General features: G+C 60.5%; 19 protein-coding genes. 1 reads left to right on the plus strand and 18 read right to left on the minus strand.

Annotated features, from left to right (window positions below; translation table 11 throughout):
* Positions 1–11: 11 nt before the first annotated feature.
* On the minus strand, positions 12–326 hold the full coding sequence (locus ACVOLL_RS12180) for an iron uptake protein (RefSeq protein ID WP_481513107.1): 315 nt from the start codon (positions 324–326) through the stop codon (positions 12–14).
* 285 nt (positions 327–611) lie between these two features.
* Entirely contained in the window at positions 612–2,804 is a 2,193-nt protein-coding gene (locus ACVOLL_RS12185) for a TonB-dependent siderophore receptor (protein WP_481513108.1), read from the minus strand.
* A 326-nt stretch (positions 2,805–3,130) separates the two neighbouring features.
* On the opposite strand from ACVOLL_RS12185, the gene ACVOLL_RS12190 reads away from it, so the two are divergent.
* Positions 3,131–3,763 carry a DUF2306 domain-containing protein gene (locus ACVOLL_RS12190; RefSeq protein ID WP_481513109.1) on the plus strand — a complete coding sequence of 211 codons (633 nt, stop codon included), beginning with the start codon at positions 3,131–3,133 and terminating at the stop codon, positions 3,761–3,763.
* Positions 3,764–3,796: 33 nt separating this feature from the next.
* Here ACVOLL_RS12190 and ACVOLL_RS12195 read toward each other — a convergent pair whose 3' ends face one another.
* From ACVOLL_RS12195 to ACVOLL_RS12270, 16 genes are all read right to left on the minus strand, one after another.
* Positions 3,797–4,459 carry a Pr6Pr family membrane protein gene (locus ACVOLL_RS12195; RefSeq protein WP_481513110.1) on the minus strand — a complete coding sequence of 221 codons (663 nt, stop codon included), beginning with the start codon at positions 4,457–4,459 and terminating at the stop codon, positions 3,797–3,799.
* 215 nt (positions 4,460–4,674) lie between these two features.
* Positions 4,675–5,007 carry a low molecular weight protein tyrosine phosphatase family protein gene (locus ACVOLL_RS12200; RefSeq protein WP_481513111.1) on the minus strand — a complete coding sequence of 111 codons (333 nt, stop codon included), beginning with the start codon at positions 5,005–5,007 and terminating at the stop codon, positions 4,675–4,677.
* A gap of 28 nt (positions 5,008–5,035) precedes the next feature.
* Positions 5,036–5,467, minus strand: coding sequence for a hypothetical protein (locus ACVOLL_RS12205; RefSeq protein WP_481513112.1), 432 nt, complete (start codon positions 5,465–5,467; stop codon positions 5,036–5,038).
* Positions 5,468–5,586: 119 nt separating this feature from the next.
* The gene (locus tag ACVOLL_RS12210; RefSeq protein ID WP_481513113.1) at positions 5,587–5,970 is read right to left on the minus strand and encodes a YbjQ family protein; all 384 of its coding nucleotides are present in this window, start codon (positions 5,968–5,970) and stop codon (positions 5,587–5,589) included.
* A 122-nt stretch (positions 5,971–6,092) separates the two neighbouring features.
* Positions 6,093–6,362, minus strand: coding sequence for a DUF2798 domain-containing protein (locus ACVOLL_RS12215; protein ID WP_481509923.1), 270 nt, complete (start codon positions 6,360–6,362; stop codon positions 6,093–6,095).
* 202 nt (positions 6,363–6,564) lie between these two features.
* Positions 6,565–6,954, minus strand: coding sequence for a lysozyme inhibitor LprI family protein (locus ACVOLL_RS12220; protein ID WP_481513114.1), 390 nt, complete (start codon positions 6,952–6,954; stop codon positions 6,565–6,567).
* 73 nt (positions 6,955–7,027) lie between these two features.
* Positions 7,028–7,384, minus strand: coding sequence for a hypothetical protein (locus tag ACVOLL_RS12225; RefSeq protein WP_481513115.1), 357 nt, complete (start codon positions 7,382–7,384; stop codon positions 7,028–7,030).
* A gap of 258 nt (positions 7,385–7,642) precedes the next feature.
* Entirely contained in the window at positions 7,643–8,149 is a 507-nt protein-coding gene (locus tag ACVOLL_RS12230; protein ID WP_481513116.1) for a GNAT family N-acetyltransferase, read from the minus strand.
* 73 nt (positions 8,150–8,222) lie between these two features.
* Positions 8,223–8,723: a hypothetical protein gene (locus ACVOLL_RS12235; RefSeq protein ID WP_481513117.1), complete on the minus strand. Its 501-nt coding sequence runs from the start codon at positions 8,721–8,723 to the stop codon at positions 8,223–8,225.
* 262 nt (positions 8,724–8,985) lie between these two features.
* On the minus strand, positions 8,986–9,363 hold the full coding sequence (locus tag ACVOLL_RS12240; RefSeq protein WP_481513118.1) for a hypothetical protein: 378 nt from the start codon (positions 9,361–9,363) through the stop codon (positions 8,986–8,988).
* 163 nt (positions 9,364–9,526) lie between these two features.
* Positions 9,527–10,354 carry a S1 family peptidase gene (locus ACVOLL_RS12245; RefSeq protein ID WP_481513119.1) on the minus strand — a complete coding sequence of 276 codons (828 nt, stop codon included), beginning with the start codon at positions 10,352–10,354 and terminating at the stop codon, positions 9,527–9,529.
* Between the two features lie 315 nt (positions 10,355–10,669).
* A complete protein-coding gene (locus ACVOLL_RS12250) occupies positions 10,670–11,059 on the minus strand; it encodes a hypothetical protein (protein WP_481513120.1) in 390 nt (129 codons plus the stop codon).
* Between the two features lie 225 nt (positions 11,060–11,284).
* Positions 11,285–11,881, minus strand: coding sequence for an SGNH/GDSL hydrolase family protein (locus ACVOLL_RS12255; protein ID WP_481513121.1), 597 nt, complete (start codon positions 11,879–11,881; stop codon positions 11,285–11,287).
* 70 nt (positions 11,882–11,951) lie between these two features.
* Positions 11,952–12,314 (minus strand): DUF1801 domain-containing protein, encoded by a 363-nt coding sequence (locus tag ACVOLL_RS12260; RefSeq protein ID WP_481513122.1) that lies wholly within the window; start codon positions 12,312–12,314, stop codon positions 11,952–11,954.
* Between the two features lie 62 nt (positions 12,315–12,376).
* Complete coding sequence (locus ACVOLL_RS12265) at positions 12,377–12,667, minus strand: hypothetical protein (protein WP_481513123.1); 291 nt, start codon at positions 12,665–12,667, stop codon at positions 12,377–12,379.
* Between the two features lie 1,079 nt (positions 12,668–13,746).
* Positions 13,747–14,169: a DUF1801 domain-containing protein gene (locus ACVOLL_RS12270; protein ID WP_481513124.1), complete on the minus strand. Its 423-nt coding sequence runs from the start codon at positions 14,167–14,169 to the stop codon at positions 13,747–13,749.
* Between the last annotated feature and the right edge of the window lie 213 nt (positions 14,170–14,382).

A 14,382-nucleotide genomic window follows, 5' to 3' on the forward strand; every position in this document is an offset into this window, starting at 1 on the left:
GGCTTCTCCGGTCATGCGAGCAGGGATTGGACCAGCGATGCAGCGCCCGCCATCAATAGTCCGCCGCCGAACAGGGCGACCCAGACGCGCAGCAGGCGCTGGGTCGCGATGCTCCACAGGAACACCGTCACGTAGGCGAGCAGGCCGATGAAGGCACCGAGGAACTCTGCATCGTGGAAGTCCAGTTTTGCGGCGAACAACAGGCAGGTTGCCAACGCCACCGTGCCCCATGCGAAGACGTAGCCGCCGAACATGGCAGCCAATACGCGCAGCACGATCTGGCGTCGTGAGCGGGAGGGCGTGGCAATGGTGGTTGGTTGGGACATGGTGTCGTGTCGGTTCGGGTGAAGCGTTGCTTGAAGCCCATCTCCCTGCGGGAGAGGGGTTGGGGAGAGGGCCAGGGTCAGGGTCAGGGAGGGGGTAAGGTTGGCAGTGAAGTGCTACCCCTCTCCCGCCCGTTGGGCACCCTCTCCCGCAAGGGGAGAGGGGATGGAGCAAAAGCCAAAAGCCAAAAGTCAAAAGCCAAAAGCCAAAAGCCAAAAGCCAAAAGCCAAAAGCCAAAAGCCAAAAGCCAAAAGCCAAAGCTATGACTGCTTCGCTATCCGCCGTCCTCAGAAACGCCAGTCAAAACTCAACTGGTAGTTCCGCGGTGCACCGTAGTAGCCAATCTGGTACAGGCTGTTGATGTACTTCTGGTCGGTGAGGTTGTTGATGTTGGCGCGTATCGTTGCGTTGGGCAGCACGTCCCAGGCGACGAAGGCGTTGAGCACGGCATAGCTGCCCTGGCGCACCACCATGTTGGTGTAGCTTTCCTTGGTGGAGGTATCGCTCTGCCAACGGCCACCCAGGCCGAACGACAGTGCTTCATAGTTCGGCAGGCGTGAGGTCAGCATCAGGTTGGCGGTGCGGCGCGGCACCCAGGTATAGGTGCTGCCACCGTCCTGGTTGCTCATCTTCAACTGGGTATAGCCGAATACCAGGTTGGTGTTGTCGCTGAGCTTGCCGGTGGCTTCGAACTCCACGCCCTTGGATTCCACATCCACGCCGTAATACCAGTAGTTGGCCGTGGCGAAGTCATAGCCGCCATACGTGGACAGGTTCTCCTGCTTGGCCTTGAACAGCGCCAGCGTGGTCAGCAGGCGGCGGTCCAGCCATTCGGCCTTGAGGCCGACTTCGTAGTTCACGCCCTTGGTCGGGTCCAGGTAGACATGCTTGATGTCGTACTGGTCCTGCGGCTGGTAGATGTCGGAGTAGCTGACATAGCCAAGCACGCTGTCATTGAAGTCCCAGGTCAGGCCGGCATAGGGACTGATGTTGTCTTCGGTCTGGTTGAAGGCTACGCCGTTGTTGCCATCGCGGTGGTACTCGGCCCAGTTGAAGCCGATCACCGACTTGAGCCTGTCAGTGAAGCTCAATCGGGTTGCACCGTAGCCGCGCTTCAGGCGCTGATTGGTCCAGTTGGACCTGGTACGCGGGCCCCACTGTGGTTCGGCGACGACATTGCCGGCATACGGGAACGCTGGCAGTGCACCGAAGGAAGGATCGGTGCTGGCAACCGGGTGGTCCCAGGTGGTCTCCTCGCTCTTGGCGACGCTGAAGCCGAACATGGCTTCCTGCTCGCGGCCAAACAGCTGGAACCGGCCATTCAAGGTGATGTCGCCCAGGTGCGAACTGCCCTGGTCGATGCCCTTGTACGACCAGCCAAGCAGGCCTTCGCCGGTCAGCGGATTCAGCCCGGTAGTGGTGTAGGCGAAGAACAACTGGTCGTCACTGCCGGTCTTGCGGTAGTTGTACGACGCCTTGACCTGCCAGTCCGCGCCCAGTTGGTGGCTGTACTCGGCGAAGGCGGTTTCGGTCTTGGTATCCCAATAAGTCCAGTCCTGGGTGGTGGAGGCGCTGCGCCGCCATGAAGCCTGGGTGCCGTCGGCGTTGACGAAGGTCAGCGCGCCCCACATGTTCTGGTCGCTATTGGCTTTCTGCCACGAATAACCCACGGTCAGCGTGCCGTTGTCGCCAATCTGGCCATCGACCACGCCGTAGAAGAAGTTGCGGTCGGTATTGAAGCCGCGCAGGTAGGAGTCGGCGTCTTCATGCGCAGCCGCCACACGACCGGCCCAACGGCCGTCCTCGGTGAACGGCGTGGCGTAGTCGACCTCGACGCGGCGCTTGCCCCACGAGCCGACGCTGACGCCCAACTGGCCCTTGGCCTCGTTGGTGGGGCGCTTGCGCACGTAGTTGATGGTGCCGGATGCGTTGCCCACGCCGGTGAGCAGGCCATTGGCGCCGCGGATCACCTCGAGCTTTTCGTAGCCAAAAGCATCCATTGCACCAGTGACGATGCCCCAGTCATTGGGCAGGCCGACGCCGTCGATCTGGGTGTTCTTGATATCGAAACCGCGTGCGACGTAATTGGTGCGGTTGGTTTCCCATTCCTCCACCTGGATGCCGGTGGCCAGGCGCAGCGCGTCGTTGATGTTGTCGATGCCGAACTGCTGCATCTGCTCGCCGCTGACCAGGCTGATCGACTGCGGGGTTTCCTTGATATCCAGGTCCAGGTTGGTGGCACCGTTGCTGACCCGGTTGGCGCGCTGCGACACCACGCGCACTGTGTCCAGCTGGGTAGCGGTGTCATTTTCCGTACCGGAGGCGGTGCCAGACGCGCTCTGCGGCGCGGCCAAGGCAGAGCCACAGCTGCTGGCCAGAGCCAGGCAGATGGCGGCCTTAAGACGATTGCCGGCGCTGCGGAACGGGAACGATGAACCGGCGGCGTAAGCCGGGCGGGCGAGGGGTTGACTGGGGTGCATGAGCGAGCCTGAACGTATTTAGATAACGGATTGACCACGGGCGGGGCGGTCCCGCTTCCGTTGCGGGTGGCAACTGCGCTCAAGCGGGCGGCGATGTTAGTGAGAAATTAAATGCGAATGATTCGCAATTTGCAACCACTCGGGCGGTCAGCTTCCTACGAAGAACCGCGTCGGCTGGCGTTGCCAGCCGGTGTACGCCGACAACGCCAAGCCCGAATGGAGACCGATCCACCCGCTCTGGCTGGTCCTTGTATGCTCTGGCCGACGCCCGAGCCGAGGTGAAGATGTCCAACGCGCTTCACGCAGATGTTGAACGTCGTGGTCTCATGCAACGCCTCGCCTGGGCACTGCTCTGGCTGGCCTTGGCGGCGCTGAGTCTGCATTTCCTGCTCGCCATCCATGGCCAATACCGGCATGTGGACCCCGAGCACTACACCATGTACTGGTCGCGCCGCGGTTGGTTGTGGCTGCATATCGGCGGTGGTGTGCTGGGCATCGTGCTCGGCCCACTGCAGTTTCTTACCCGCTGGCCGCGTGCCTGGCCGCGCCTGCATCGTTGGTTGGGGCGCAGCTATATCAGCGGCATGCTGCTGGCCTGTGCAGCAGCGGTGGGCTTGATCGCCACCTCGCCGGCACCTGCCTCGATCACCACCGCGTTCGCAGGGACCGCGCTGGCCTGGCTGCTGACGGCCTTGGTGGCGATGGTCAGCATCCGCCGTGGCAAGGTCGCACGGCATCGCCGCTGGATGACACGGGCCTATCTGGTCACGCTGGCGCCGGTGGTGTTCCGGCTGTTGTTGCCGGCGTGGATAGCGAGCGGGCGTGCGCCCAGCCCGGATGCCATCGCACTGCTGTTGTGGAGCAGCTGGGTGTTGCCCCTGCTGTTGCATGGCGCACTGTCGAGCGCGTGGACGCGGTGGCGGGGAAGAGTGCTGTCGATGGCAGCTCCGGCGGGGTGATGCTTCCCGCTGCCAGTTGGACTGACAGGCGATTCAAGGCTCAGTGGGCGAGCGGGCAGCGCCACGTAGTACCGGAATGAAGTGCACCGCCATGCCAACCAGCAGGAAGGCCACCAGCATCGCCGCCGAGTTCGCCAGCACCTTGGCAAAACCAAGCTTGGCGACATCGATGAAGTAGTACGGATACATGCCGGTCAGCTCGCCGCGGATCAACGCGTAGATGAAGTAGGCGACCGGATAGATGCACCATGCCAGTGGCGCGAGCGCGGCAAGTCGGGTACGCGGCGCAAACACCACCCAATAGGCAAGCGCGCAGAGTGGCACCACGTAGTGCAATAGGTAGTCGGCAAGCAGCTGCAAACCCTGCGGACTCCAGGCATTGCGCAGCAGCACGTGGTAGCCCGCACCAACCATGACAATCGAGGTGATCGCACAGCCGAGTACCTCGGGTTTGGCGAAGAACCGGCCTGGACCTGTTGTCCCTGCGACAAGCGGCAAGCTGGCTGCAAGCGCGACGAACAGATTGGTAAGTACGGTGAAATAGGCGAGGAAAGCGAGCGTGCCGTGGATGACGCCACGGCCGTTGGATAACGCCAGTTCGATCGACAGGTAGAGCTGCAGCAACAGTGCTGTCCATGCGACGACTGCCAGTGCTGCCAGCATCGTTCTGTCGAGCGGGTGAGGCTTGGTCTGCATCTGCTCTCCGATGGAGTTCAACTGGCCAGGTAGGCAGAGTAGCGCAGTACGTGCATTCAGCCCGCAAGCAAGCTGGCTCGGCGGTCAGCAGCTGCTGAAAGCCCCTCTCCCTGCACGGGAGAGGGGTTGGGGAGAGGGCGACGCAAGCACCACTGGCGCCGTGGGCAGGAAAGCTCCGAAGCTGATGCTCCCTCCTGGCCAAGCCGTAGTGCCACTCACCCCGCTGGCAGGAACCGTGTCACCTTCTGCTTGAGCAGCTGCACCAGTATCGGGTCCATATAGTCGTAGTCATCCGGTATATCCAGGCAGATGACCCGCTTGCCATCCAGGTGCGCACGGAACTTCTTGGACAGCTTGTTGCGATGGGATTTTTCCATCACGAAGATCAGGTCCGCCCAAACCAGTAGTTCTGGTGACACCGGCGTATTGGCATCATTTCCCAATCCGGCTGATTGCGTTTCAATACCCGGCCAGTTGGCGAAGACCTGTTCACCAGTGGGGCTGCGCAGACGATTCTGGGTACAGATGAAAAGGACGTTGCGTGGCATGACGGCTCTACCAGGATGCAGCGCCTGATCAGGCGCGAGTTATGGGTGATGCGGCATCGATGCGGCGGCGCAGGAGCATTGCAGTGAACGCGGCAACAGCCAGCAGCGGCCAGCCGAAAAATAGTGCCCTGAAAAGCAGCGAACCGTTCACCATTCCCATCAGCGTCAAAGAAACCAAGCTGCCACAGCCGAAACCGATCCAGATAAAGGTCTTGTTGAAGGTCAGCAGGCCAGTGCCAAGCACGAAATAGGCACGCCACAATGCGACGATGCCGAGCCAGCCGCCGCTCAGGCAGGCCAATACCAGCGCGGCGCTGCCAAGATGTTGCTGGCGTTGTATCGACTCCGCCGCGAACATCGCGCCCAATGCGCTGTAGAACAACGCCACCAACGTACTCGGCACGATCACTACTAAGCCGATCAGGTGGGCCAGTAATTTCGTTCGCATGTGATCCTTCACGGTGGAGAGCGGGCTGCGCCGCAGATGGTTTCAAAGCGAGATTGGCAGCATGTGGTCGACGCAACCGCCGCAGGCATGCCCTGGGCCTGAGCGGAGTCCAGGGGATCAGCGGTCAGCGGTCAGCGGTTCTCCGCTTCCACCACCACCGCAGTTCCGTAGCAGAGCACTTCGGTAAGCCCGGTCATCAGCTCGGTGGCGTCATAGCGCACGCCGATGATTGCATTGGCGCCAAGCTGGCGGGCGTGGGTGACCATGTCGCGGTAGGTTTCATCGCGGGCCTGTTCGCACAGCTCCGTGTAGATGGTGATGTTGCCGCCGAAGATGGTCTGCAAACCGCCGAGGAAATTGCCAACGATGGAACGTGAGCGCACGGTGATGCCGCGGACCAGGCCCAGGCTACGCACGGCGCGGTAGCCCGGCAGCTCCAATGCAGTGGTGATCATCGCATCGTTGAGCAGGGCGGGTGCCGTGCGGCTGGAGGAGGTGTTGTAAGGGTCGGTCATGGTGGGTGTCGGTGAGGCGCATCAGGAATTCGAGTATGCGTGCATTCCAGTGCCTGGCACCATCGCCCACGGCGCGGGGCAGGAGGGAGCCGGCCCGCGAGGCGGGCCGGGAGTTTGGATTGTCAGGCCGACCGTACCAATGCCGCAGTCGCCTTGCGTACCACTGGCAACAGCAATAGCAGGATGGGGAAGGCGACCAGCCACGAGATGCCCCAGGCAGCGAGCCACTTGGAGCCGAGCAACGGCGACATGCCGATGCTCTTCAAGGTACTGATCAGGGAGACGACGCAGGTCATCAGGATCGACAGCAGCAAGGGCATGACCAAGGCGCCGTAGCGCAAGGGAAGCTTGGGAATGCCAAATGCGATGGTGGTTTTGTCTGTAGCGTTCACAGTGATCTCCTGGATCCGGTCAAGCAATGGCGCCTTCCGCCCATGGATGGGCGAACAGCCCCGGCAATGCCGGAGTTGATTGGCGCGTTGATTGACGTGAACGCTTACGGCCATCGCGTGAGCCGCGAGGACGCGCAGATGGTAGGAGCTGGTTGGGTTTCTGGCAAGCGCCTCTACGTTGCAGCCGACGAAGCAACGGGCTTCATTGCCCGACCAACTCGCGCAGTTCAATGACGCGGTCGATGTTCAGCTGCATGGGGCAGAACGAATACATCGGCGATCCGACATAGGAACCAGCGAGTTCGCAGTGCAGATCCCGGTACACCAGCCAGGCTTTCTGGGCACGCTCAAGCTTTGCTGCATCGTTTGCGTTCTCTGCAAGCAATTTGCTGTTGATGGCACGGTAGAGGCGTGTCATCTCCGCTTTTGCATGCTCCGAGGTCACCGACGAGCAGGCCTCCACCGTGCCGTTGTTGATGCCACCGGCCTTGGCCAGGCAGTCGTTATAGGCCTGCTGGTGGTCCAGCGGCGTGGCGGCAGCGGGCCACGCCAAACCTGCAAGCAACAACAGGGAAACTACATTGGGTCGCATCGTGCAGTGCCTGTGCTGTGGCAGCCGCAGCTGCCGTGGTGATCGTCTTCGCGGATTTCCAGGGGCAGTCGGCTCAGCGCCGCGTGAGCTCCTGCCCGTCGACCGTCATCTTCCAGCGGCCTTCCACTTGATGCGGGGGAGCCGACACCACGAAGCGGGTGGTTACCGGCCCAACCCCGACGATGAAGTCATCGCCTTCGTAGGCCTTGATCGGTGCATCCAGTGACTTGCTGGTCGATGGGCTGGGTTTGTGCTTGTAGGCAACACGTCCGCTTGCGTCGATGAACAGAAAGGTGGTGTTCGATTCCCACGTGCCGACATAGTCCTGTTTGTCTGCAGGCACGGGTTTGCCGCAGGCGGCCAGCAGGCAAGTGAACAGCAAACCAAGCAGGGCAATGCGGCTGTGGCGCAGCAAGGTTTGCGGTTGCATCGCGCTACGAGCGACGGTGTGTGAGCTGGCGCCTCGCATTCGGGAGTCCTTTCTGTGAGCGGGTGTGACAGATCAGCTGGATTGCGGCTGATCGGGTGATTGAAACGGGCATCACTCTGCCAACGAATGCCCAGGGCAGCAAGGTATCGCAGTCTGGGTTTTCTTGGCGACTTCCACGCGAATGGAACTCGCCAACGGCGGTGAAAACGGCTTGATCTGCCCCCTCTGCATCCTGGCGCACGCGCTCTCAGTTGAGCCTTACTCCGTTGCCGAGAACGAGGCGTGATAAGCGACCGCCCCCTGTGGCATCGCCCCGCCGAATGAAAGCGCCTGGAAGTACTCGGCGGGTACGCCGGGAAGCGCGAGCGCCGCGTTCGCTTCGAACCCAAACCGCGCGTAGTAAGCCGGCTCGCCCAGCACCACGCAGCCGGCAGCATCGAGCGCACGAAGCTGGTTGAGCGTTTCCTCGATCAGTTGCGTGCCGATGCCTTGGCCTTGCAACAGTGGTATGACCGACACCGGTCCCAGCCCATACCAGCCGATGTCGACGTCATCGATGGTTACCGGCGAGGCGGCAACGTGGCCAACGATTGCGCCGGACTGCTCCGCAACCAGGGAGACAGCAAGCTGCCCGGAGCGGCGTAATGCAGCCACGATGAACTGTTCGGTGTGACTGCTGTGCTCAGCGTTGGCGAAGGCGGCGACGGTCACCGCGTCGATGGCTGCGATGTCGGCGGGTGTTTCCTGGCGGATCTGGATATTCATGGGATCAGGGTGTGGCGTCTACAGGGGGTGACTCGGATGCGGAAGCATATCGGTTTGGCTGCACGAGCCGCGGTTACTTGCAGCCAAGGGTAACGATGGGTTCAAGGTAGGCAGGGAGTGTGCCGCCGGTATCCATGGCTACAAGCGCATCAAAGCGGGGGATACGTGCGGCCGGATCGGTGGCCAGCAACGCCTTGTAGGCCTTCAGCATGCTGCGCATGCCCGCGAGTTGCGACGGTTGCAGCGCGCCCTTCTGTGATGGATTGGCGATCTGGAAGGCGGCGCTGCCGAAGATGAACTGCGCCAACAACTCTGGACCATTCGGGATGCCATTGGCGGGTACCGGCGCCAGTACATCCGGGCAGACGTAGTCCACCACGTCCTTGGTGCTGTCTTCCCATTCAAGCAACAAAGCGCGGATGCTGGTCGCCTCAGGGTGTCGTGGCTGCGCTTCCAGCAAGGCGGTCAGGCCCACAACCTGGGAGCTGTCGACTTTCAGTGCGTTGTCGTCCTTGGCGGCACTGCCCAAGGGGAGAAGCAGCGAGAGCGCGAGCACCTGCCTGGGGAATCGCATTGCACTGCCTCCTGGAGCGACAACGGCTTGTTGCTGCCGACAGAACCCGGAATGCCCGGTGAGGGGCGGCGAAGCGAGCCCGGTGATCATTGAACGTGGTGGGGAGCTGTTCAATCATTTTTTCAGGGCGAGCGAAGCCAGCTTCGCGTATCTGCTGTGCGGACAACGTGCTTTTGCCGGCGCCAACCGCTGCAAGCCGGTACTGCTGTTGGCAGCAGCTCGTCTACCGTCCCCAGATGCGGGTGGCCGTTGCCATAGGCTGCTATCTGCAGGCGGCGCTGACCTGCTGGTCCATGCTGGCGCGCATATTGGCCGTCGCCTGTGACCCCGCCGCGGCCAGCGCGGCGGTGCGCATTGCCTTGGCACCATCACAGCTCTCGTTGGCTGCGGTGGTCGTATAGCGGACCTGGGCACGCCGTTGGCCAGGTCCGACCGGAGCAGTGGATAGCGCTTGCGTGGGGTTGGACGTTGAAGGCGATGCATAGCGGCGCAGGGAGGTTTCTCCCTCGCGGCACGGAATGGACTGGTACGTGGTTGCACCTTCCGGGCTGCTGCACTTGTACACGGCTTGGGCTTGCGCCGTGGGCAGGGTGAACCAAAGCGTGGCGGATGTGAGCAGAGCGAGACAGACCGGTTTCATTGACGCTCCATACGACATGCTGAATAGGGGGCGACGATTATGTCCGGTTGCGGAAAGCGAATCTGGAACCACTCCGCCTTTTTGGAAAGGTGGGGCGGATGAATCAGTGCATTCGCGCTGCTCGGCGGGCCAGGGCGCATGCGCGGGGGGACTCGGGGCAGGCTCAATCAGCGGCTGAAGGCCGCGCCGAGATCACGTTGTCGATCCAATCAGCGTAGTGGCTGATGCGGACATTGCAGGCGACCTGGCCATAGCGTCCGGGCCGTGCGGTCAGCACGTTGCCCTGCACAACCTTCCAGGAGCCCAACCCGGCGAGCAACCACTGCTCCCCGTTCTGTATCAACGCAGGGCCGCCGCTGTCGCCGTTTCCGAGCACGCCTTCCAGTGGCAAGGCCGAAGGTGGTGCGTCGAACACGTAGCAGAGCCAGCGGTCATATGCGCTGCTTGCTTTATTGAAGGCGCGGCGAAGTTCGGTGCGGTTGGGGCCGCTGGGGTCGTGCCCGATGTCACCGGTGCCGGTAGCCCCCTTGCCGATCAGCTTGATGATCCGGCCAGCCTCATCGTCGTGCCGGTAGCGTGCCACCGGCGCCACGTCGGTCACCGGCTGGCGTAGCTTGATCAGTGCGATGTCATCCGATGATGCCAGAAACACCACGATCAACATTGCCTCGCCGCTGGCCGTGGCCTGGTCGATAAGCGCCTGCGGCAGCGTCTTGTAACCCGGGTGGATGATGACGCGCTCAACCTCACGGGGCAGCCCGTTGATGACGACCTGCTTGAGCTCGGCATGCTGCGGGAGCGTATGCGCGGCAGTCACCGCCCACTGTGGTGCAATCAAGCTACCGTGCCCCTCGCCGGGCATGTCAACCAGAGCGGGAAATTCGCTGGCCGGAATCCGATACTTCGCGTCATCGACATCATGCCGGATGACGATGGCGTCAGCAGGTGAGGACACCGCGAGAACAAGTGCGAGCAGCAGGAGTCGTTTCATGCGTAGGTTCTGATCAGTCTCAAGCAGGGAGTTCGGCAGTGACGACGGAGCGCGGCTGTGTAAGGTCTTTGCCACGCGTGCTCCATCAGGTACGCCCGGATCTCACGTAGGCGCCCATGGCGCAAAGGATGGCAAGTCCGAGTGGCAGATAGCCCACGCGTGTGCCTTGCGCAAGCAGGGCACCTGCCATCAGCAGTGCCGATCCGGCGGCGATGGCGAGTTGCTGCGAAGTGAGGCGATTGAAGTGTTGCAATCGATAGCTCCCAGGTGGGGCGGTTTGCAAAGACGCTTTCATCCCGAAAGGCTGTTGGAGGGTTACCAAGGGCGCGAAGGCTTCATGGCCGGTGAGCGATTCCTGAACTTTGTACAGGCGACGATCAAAATAAGCATGAAGCAAACGAGGAATGGAGGGAGGTAAATTCCCGTGCCGGGTGTTCCAATGCCCATGACCGACAGGTGGAGGTCAGCGAGAGCATCCATTCTCATGTTCGTGATAAAGATAATGAACCCAGTGATGCTGGGAAGCGGAATTCCGCCGTGGCCAGCTACGAAGAATGTTGGAGCGAAAGACGCGATCAGTGCCGATAACACGACACGGTAGAGAATCGGCCAGTTGGCGAAACGAGCTCGAAGTTTGAACAGAGCAATGCTTGCAAGTAGGACCACGAAAGTCAGAAAGACTGGAAGAGCAAGAAATTCAAACATTCAATATACCGGGGGTGGTGAAGGTAATGCCGCTGTTCACGAACCAAGTTGGAGCGGGCGGTGAGTGACTTCAGGATGTTTCGATGCCGAATGGTATCTCGAAGATACCCCGCGTGAAGCTGGAGGTTCCGATGGAACCTGGTCGAAGTGCCTTTGTCTGCGGGACCAGTTCTTTGGAAGTCTGGGTTCAGGTTGATGGCGAGGCCCCAGATCGAGAGCCAATGCTCATCTCTGCTTACTTTGGAAATGCCCCTGTTGACCACCGTGCGCAAGAACCGCATCTGCGACGATCTTGCCGATCAGCGCATTGCCGGTCGCATTGAAATGCAATCCGTAGGGAAGCAATAGATTCCTCGGACTGGAAGACGATGGGCGCTTATGGAGGTCGTTGATGTGGAATCCGAATTCAAGCGCCAGCGCCACCGAAGCACGGTTGTACTCGATGAGATCGGTTAGGTATCGCTTCGAGAGCTTGCTGCTGTTATGCATGGCCTCATCGATGGGTGTGCTTGTCGCCCATATGACGATTGGGGCGGTAGACACCAAGTAGCTGAAGATCGATTCAAGGTTGGCCGCATACTCATGGATGGAGCATGTTGGGCGATCCACGCCCGGGTCAAGCCGGATGTCGTGAAGTCCACAATTGATGTGCACGATGTCTGCTGTCGTTGGCGCTACCCAATCAACGATTTCCAAAGCCACCTTGCGGGACGATTCGCAATTGATCGACGGTCCCCATAGTTGAACGTTGCCTGGCAGATTGCCGCGAACGGACGACTGGGAGTTCAGTCGGATCGAGTCGCCTATGAGCGTGACTTGCATGTTGGATGGGTCCGAGAGGCTTGGCTGTTGCGCAGCCGCCGATGGATGTCGGCAGGCAATTGCGGAATTTTCAGGAACCACCGTTCGCGGCTTTCAGCGCCAATAAAAGGTAGTTGGCCAAGCTCTTTGCTTTGATGTCCGTTGCCGAGCGCAGCTTTATGTGTCTTCGACCCTTCCCGTTGCCTTCAAGGTAGCCGAGGGTGTCGGGAATTTTTGCGCCACTGCCGAACTCAACTGAGACATGCTGCTTGTAGGCAAAGACACCGCAAAACTGCACCCCAGAAGTGAAAAGTATGCCGCCGTACTTCACCTCCTCCGATACGGACGGAACAGTCTCTCCAACCAGCGCACGAACAGATTCAACCAAAGCGTACTGCTCATCGCCGAGCAGACGAATGTCATCCAGAAGTGCTTGAACGGTCTTTGTGGCCATGGCGTGATGCTTCATCTCTGGGTTATGCCGCGTCGCGAAGCGGCGCTGGCCTGATTGAATGGTTAAGCTGTCGTCCAGTTGATGACGGGAGGCACGCTGACCTTGCTTGGATTGACGTCAACGCATCCCTCGTAGTTGCCGGAAAATAGAAAACGGTTGCCGCCGGTGACCTGAAAGATGCCGTCGCCTGCTTCGGCGTACTGGGCTGGTGGCAGGACAAGTGCAACTTGGTCAGAACTGAGATTTGCCCGCCGCATCAGCTCGGCAGCATCCTCCGCCGAGACCCGTTGAGGGTCACTTGGAGTGCCGTAAGCCCAGCCACTGTAGCCGTTGTGGACAAAGTATTGCGACATGCTTCACCTGCGTCGATGTCTGATTGAGGGGCGCGGCACGAGAGGCCACTGGCCTGAATGCGTTGTTAGTCCCGCTGAGTCGTGACATGGACAGCGGCCTCCTGGCCGAACTCCAGTTCCATGGCTTGGCGTACGAACCCCGGTAGGGCAAGCCAGGATTTTCCTGCAAGAACATCAAGGCCCGTGAAGCCAAGCTCTTGAGATAGGCATAGAGTCTCGGCGCGGCTCATCTCGAAGTTCTAATCTGCCAGCAGGGCGCGCCTATGCTTCTTCATGAGAATCCGGAGGTCTTTGACTGTCAAGATTCCGAACCGAGCAAGCTCGGCGGGCAATTCGTCGAGGGTGACCTGACTGTAGTCGTTACGGCGGCGAAACAGTGCCCGAACAACTGTGCGAACGTCAGTCGCTTCCAACAACGCCGACTCAGCCGTTCTACGGGCTCCTTGATGTCTCATCTGCAGGCCTACTTCCTGAGTTGAGCCGCGAAGCGGATTTCACTTGAGCGCATTGTCAGGTTGCATCCAATGGAAGTGATCATAGCCGAGCATCTGATGCTTCGATCAGCCATGTAGCATGGGCGCCGGACGGGGCAGCCCCTCAATCTCATGGAGCACGTTGCCGGCCTTGCTGAGTCTCAATTCACTGCAACGCCAATCATGATGTCCGCCGGGCGCTACTGGATCTTTCATCTTGTATGAGTACAGCTTGGGATAGAAGAGCTCCAAGTGGCGGTCGTTCCGGGCACCAAGCAGGCGCACGCGAAGACTGAGGGGTCGAATGTGGCGTCGCTTACCCTTGGCCGGCTCTTCAAAGCGCACCGACTCCAACCAGGGATCGTGCAGGCAGCGGGGATCTGCTGCGTTGAGAAGCGGACCAGAAGCCAGTTTGAACGCAGACGCGGGGAATCGGTCCCTGTTGCGTTCCAAGTATCTGGCGTATCGCCCGAATGGCAAATTGGGATCGCCATCGGCGTCCAGCTGTTGAAAGAGTACGCACATTTCGAAGGCGACCTAGACTTGGAGTTGTCGGCGTACCGTCGGTATGTCCGCTTGACCAGTGGGGTACGCCGCGTTCAGTGCTTACCGGTGAAGCGCACGCTTCCGCAGATGATATGTGAGCGAAGCCTGGATGCAGAACGTTAGCGCATCGGTAGGCAGCTTCTGCGACAGGCCAAAGACAAGCGCGCGGTTCCCTTCGAACGTGAAGTCGTGGGGAAACATACATCTGAAGCTTTCGATGAGCCCGGTTTGACAATGGAAGTACATAGCATACCGATCAGGGAACTTGGCCTTCCAGTCCATGCGAACGGTGCTCCCGCTCTTGGTCTGGGCGGTGAGGTAAGCAGGCTCTCCCCACTTCAGCGTTTCCTGCAACGGGCCTACACCATCGACCTTCTTGGCGGTCGCAAAGACAAGTTCTCGTAGTGCAAGCATCTTCTTTCGCACGACGGGAGGGTACGACTGGAAGTGTGCCGCAACGGCGGGATCTGCGAAGGGCTTCATGAGCATTCTCGAGCAGAGGTTCTTGGCCTTTGGTTCGGGTTGGCGTTGGAGTGACGTCACGCCGGTAGGGTTCTGGTTTGGATAGACGAGGCCACCATTGAGGAGCTGGAGAGGTCGCCAGGCAAATGCTGCGCAAGAAAGACCACGTCATCTAGCGCCTCGTCTGCACTATGAGAGGCTGTAAGCATGAAGCATGAAGCATGAAGCATGAAG

This window comes from Stenotrophomonas sp. STEN035, assembly GCF_056759935.1.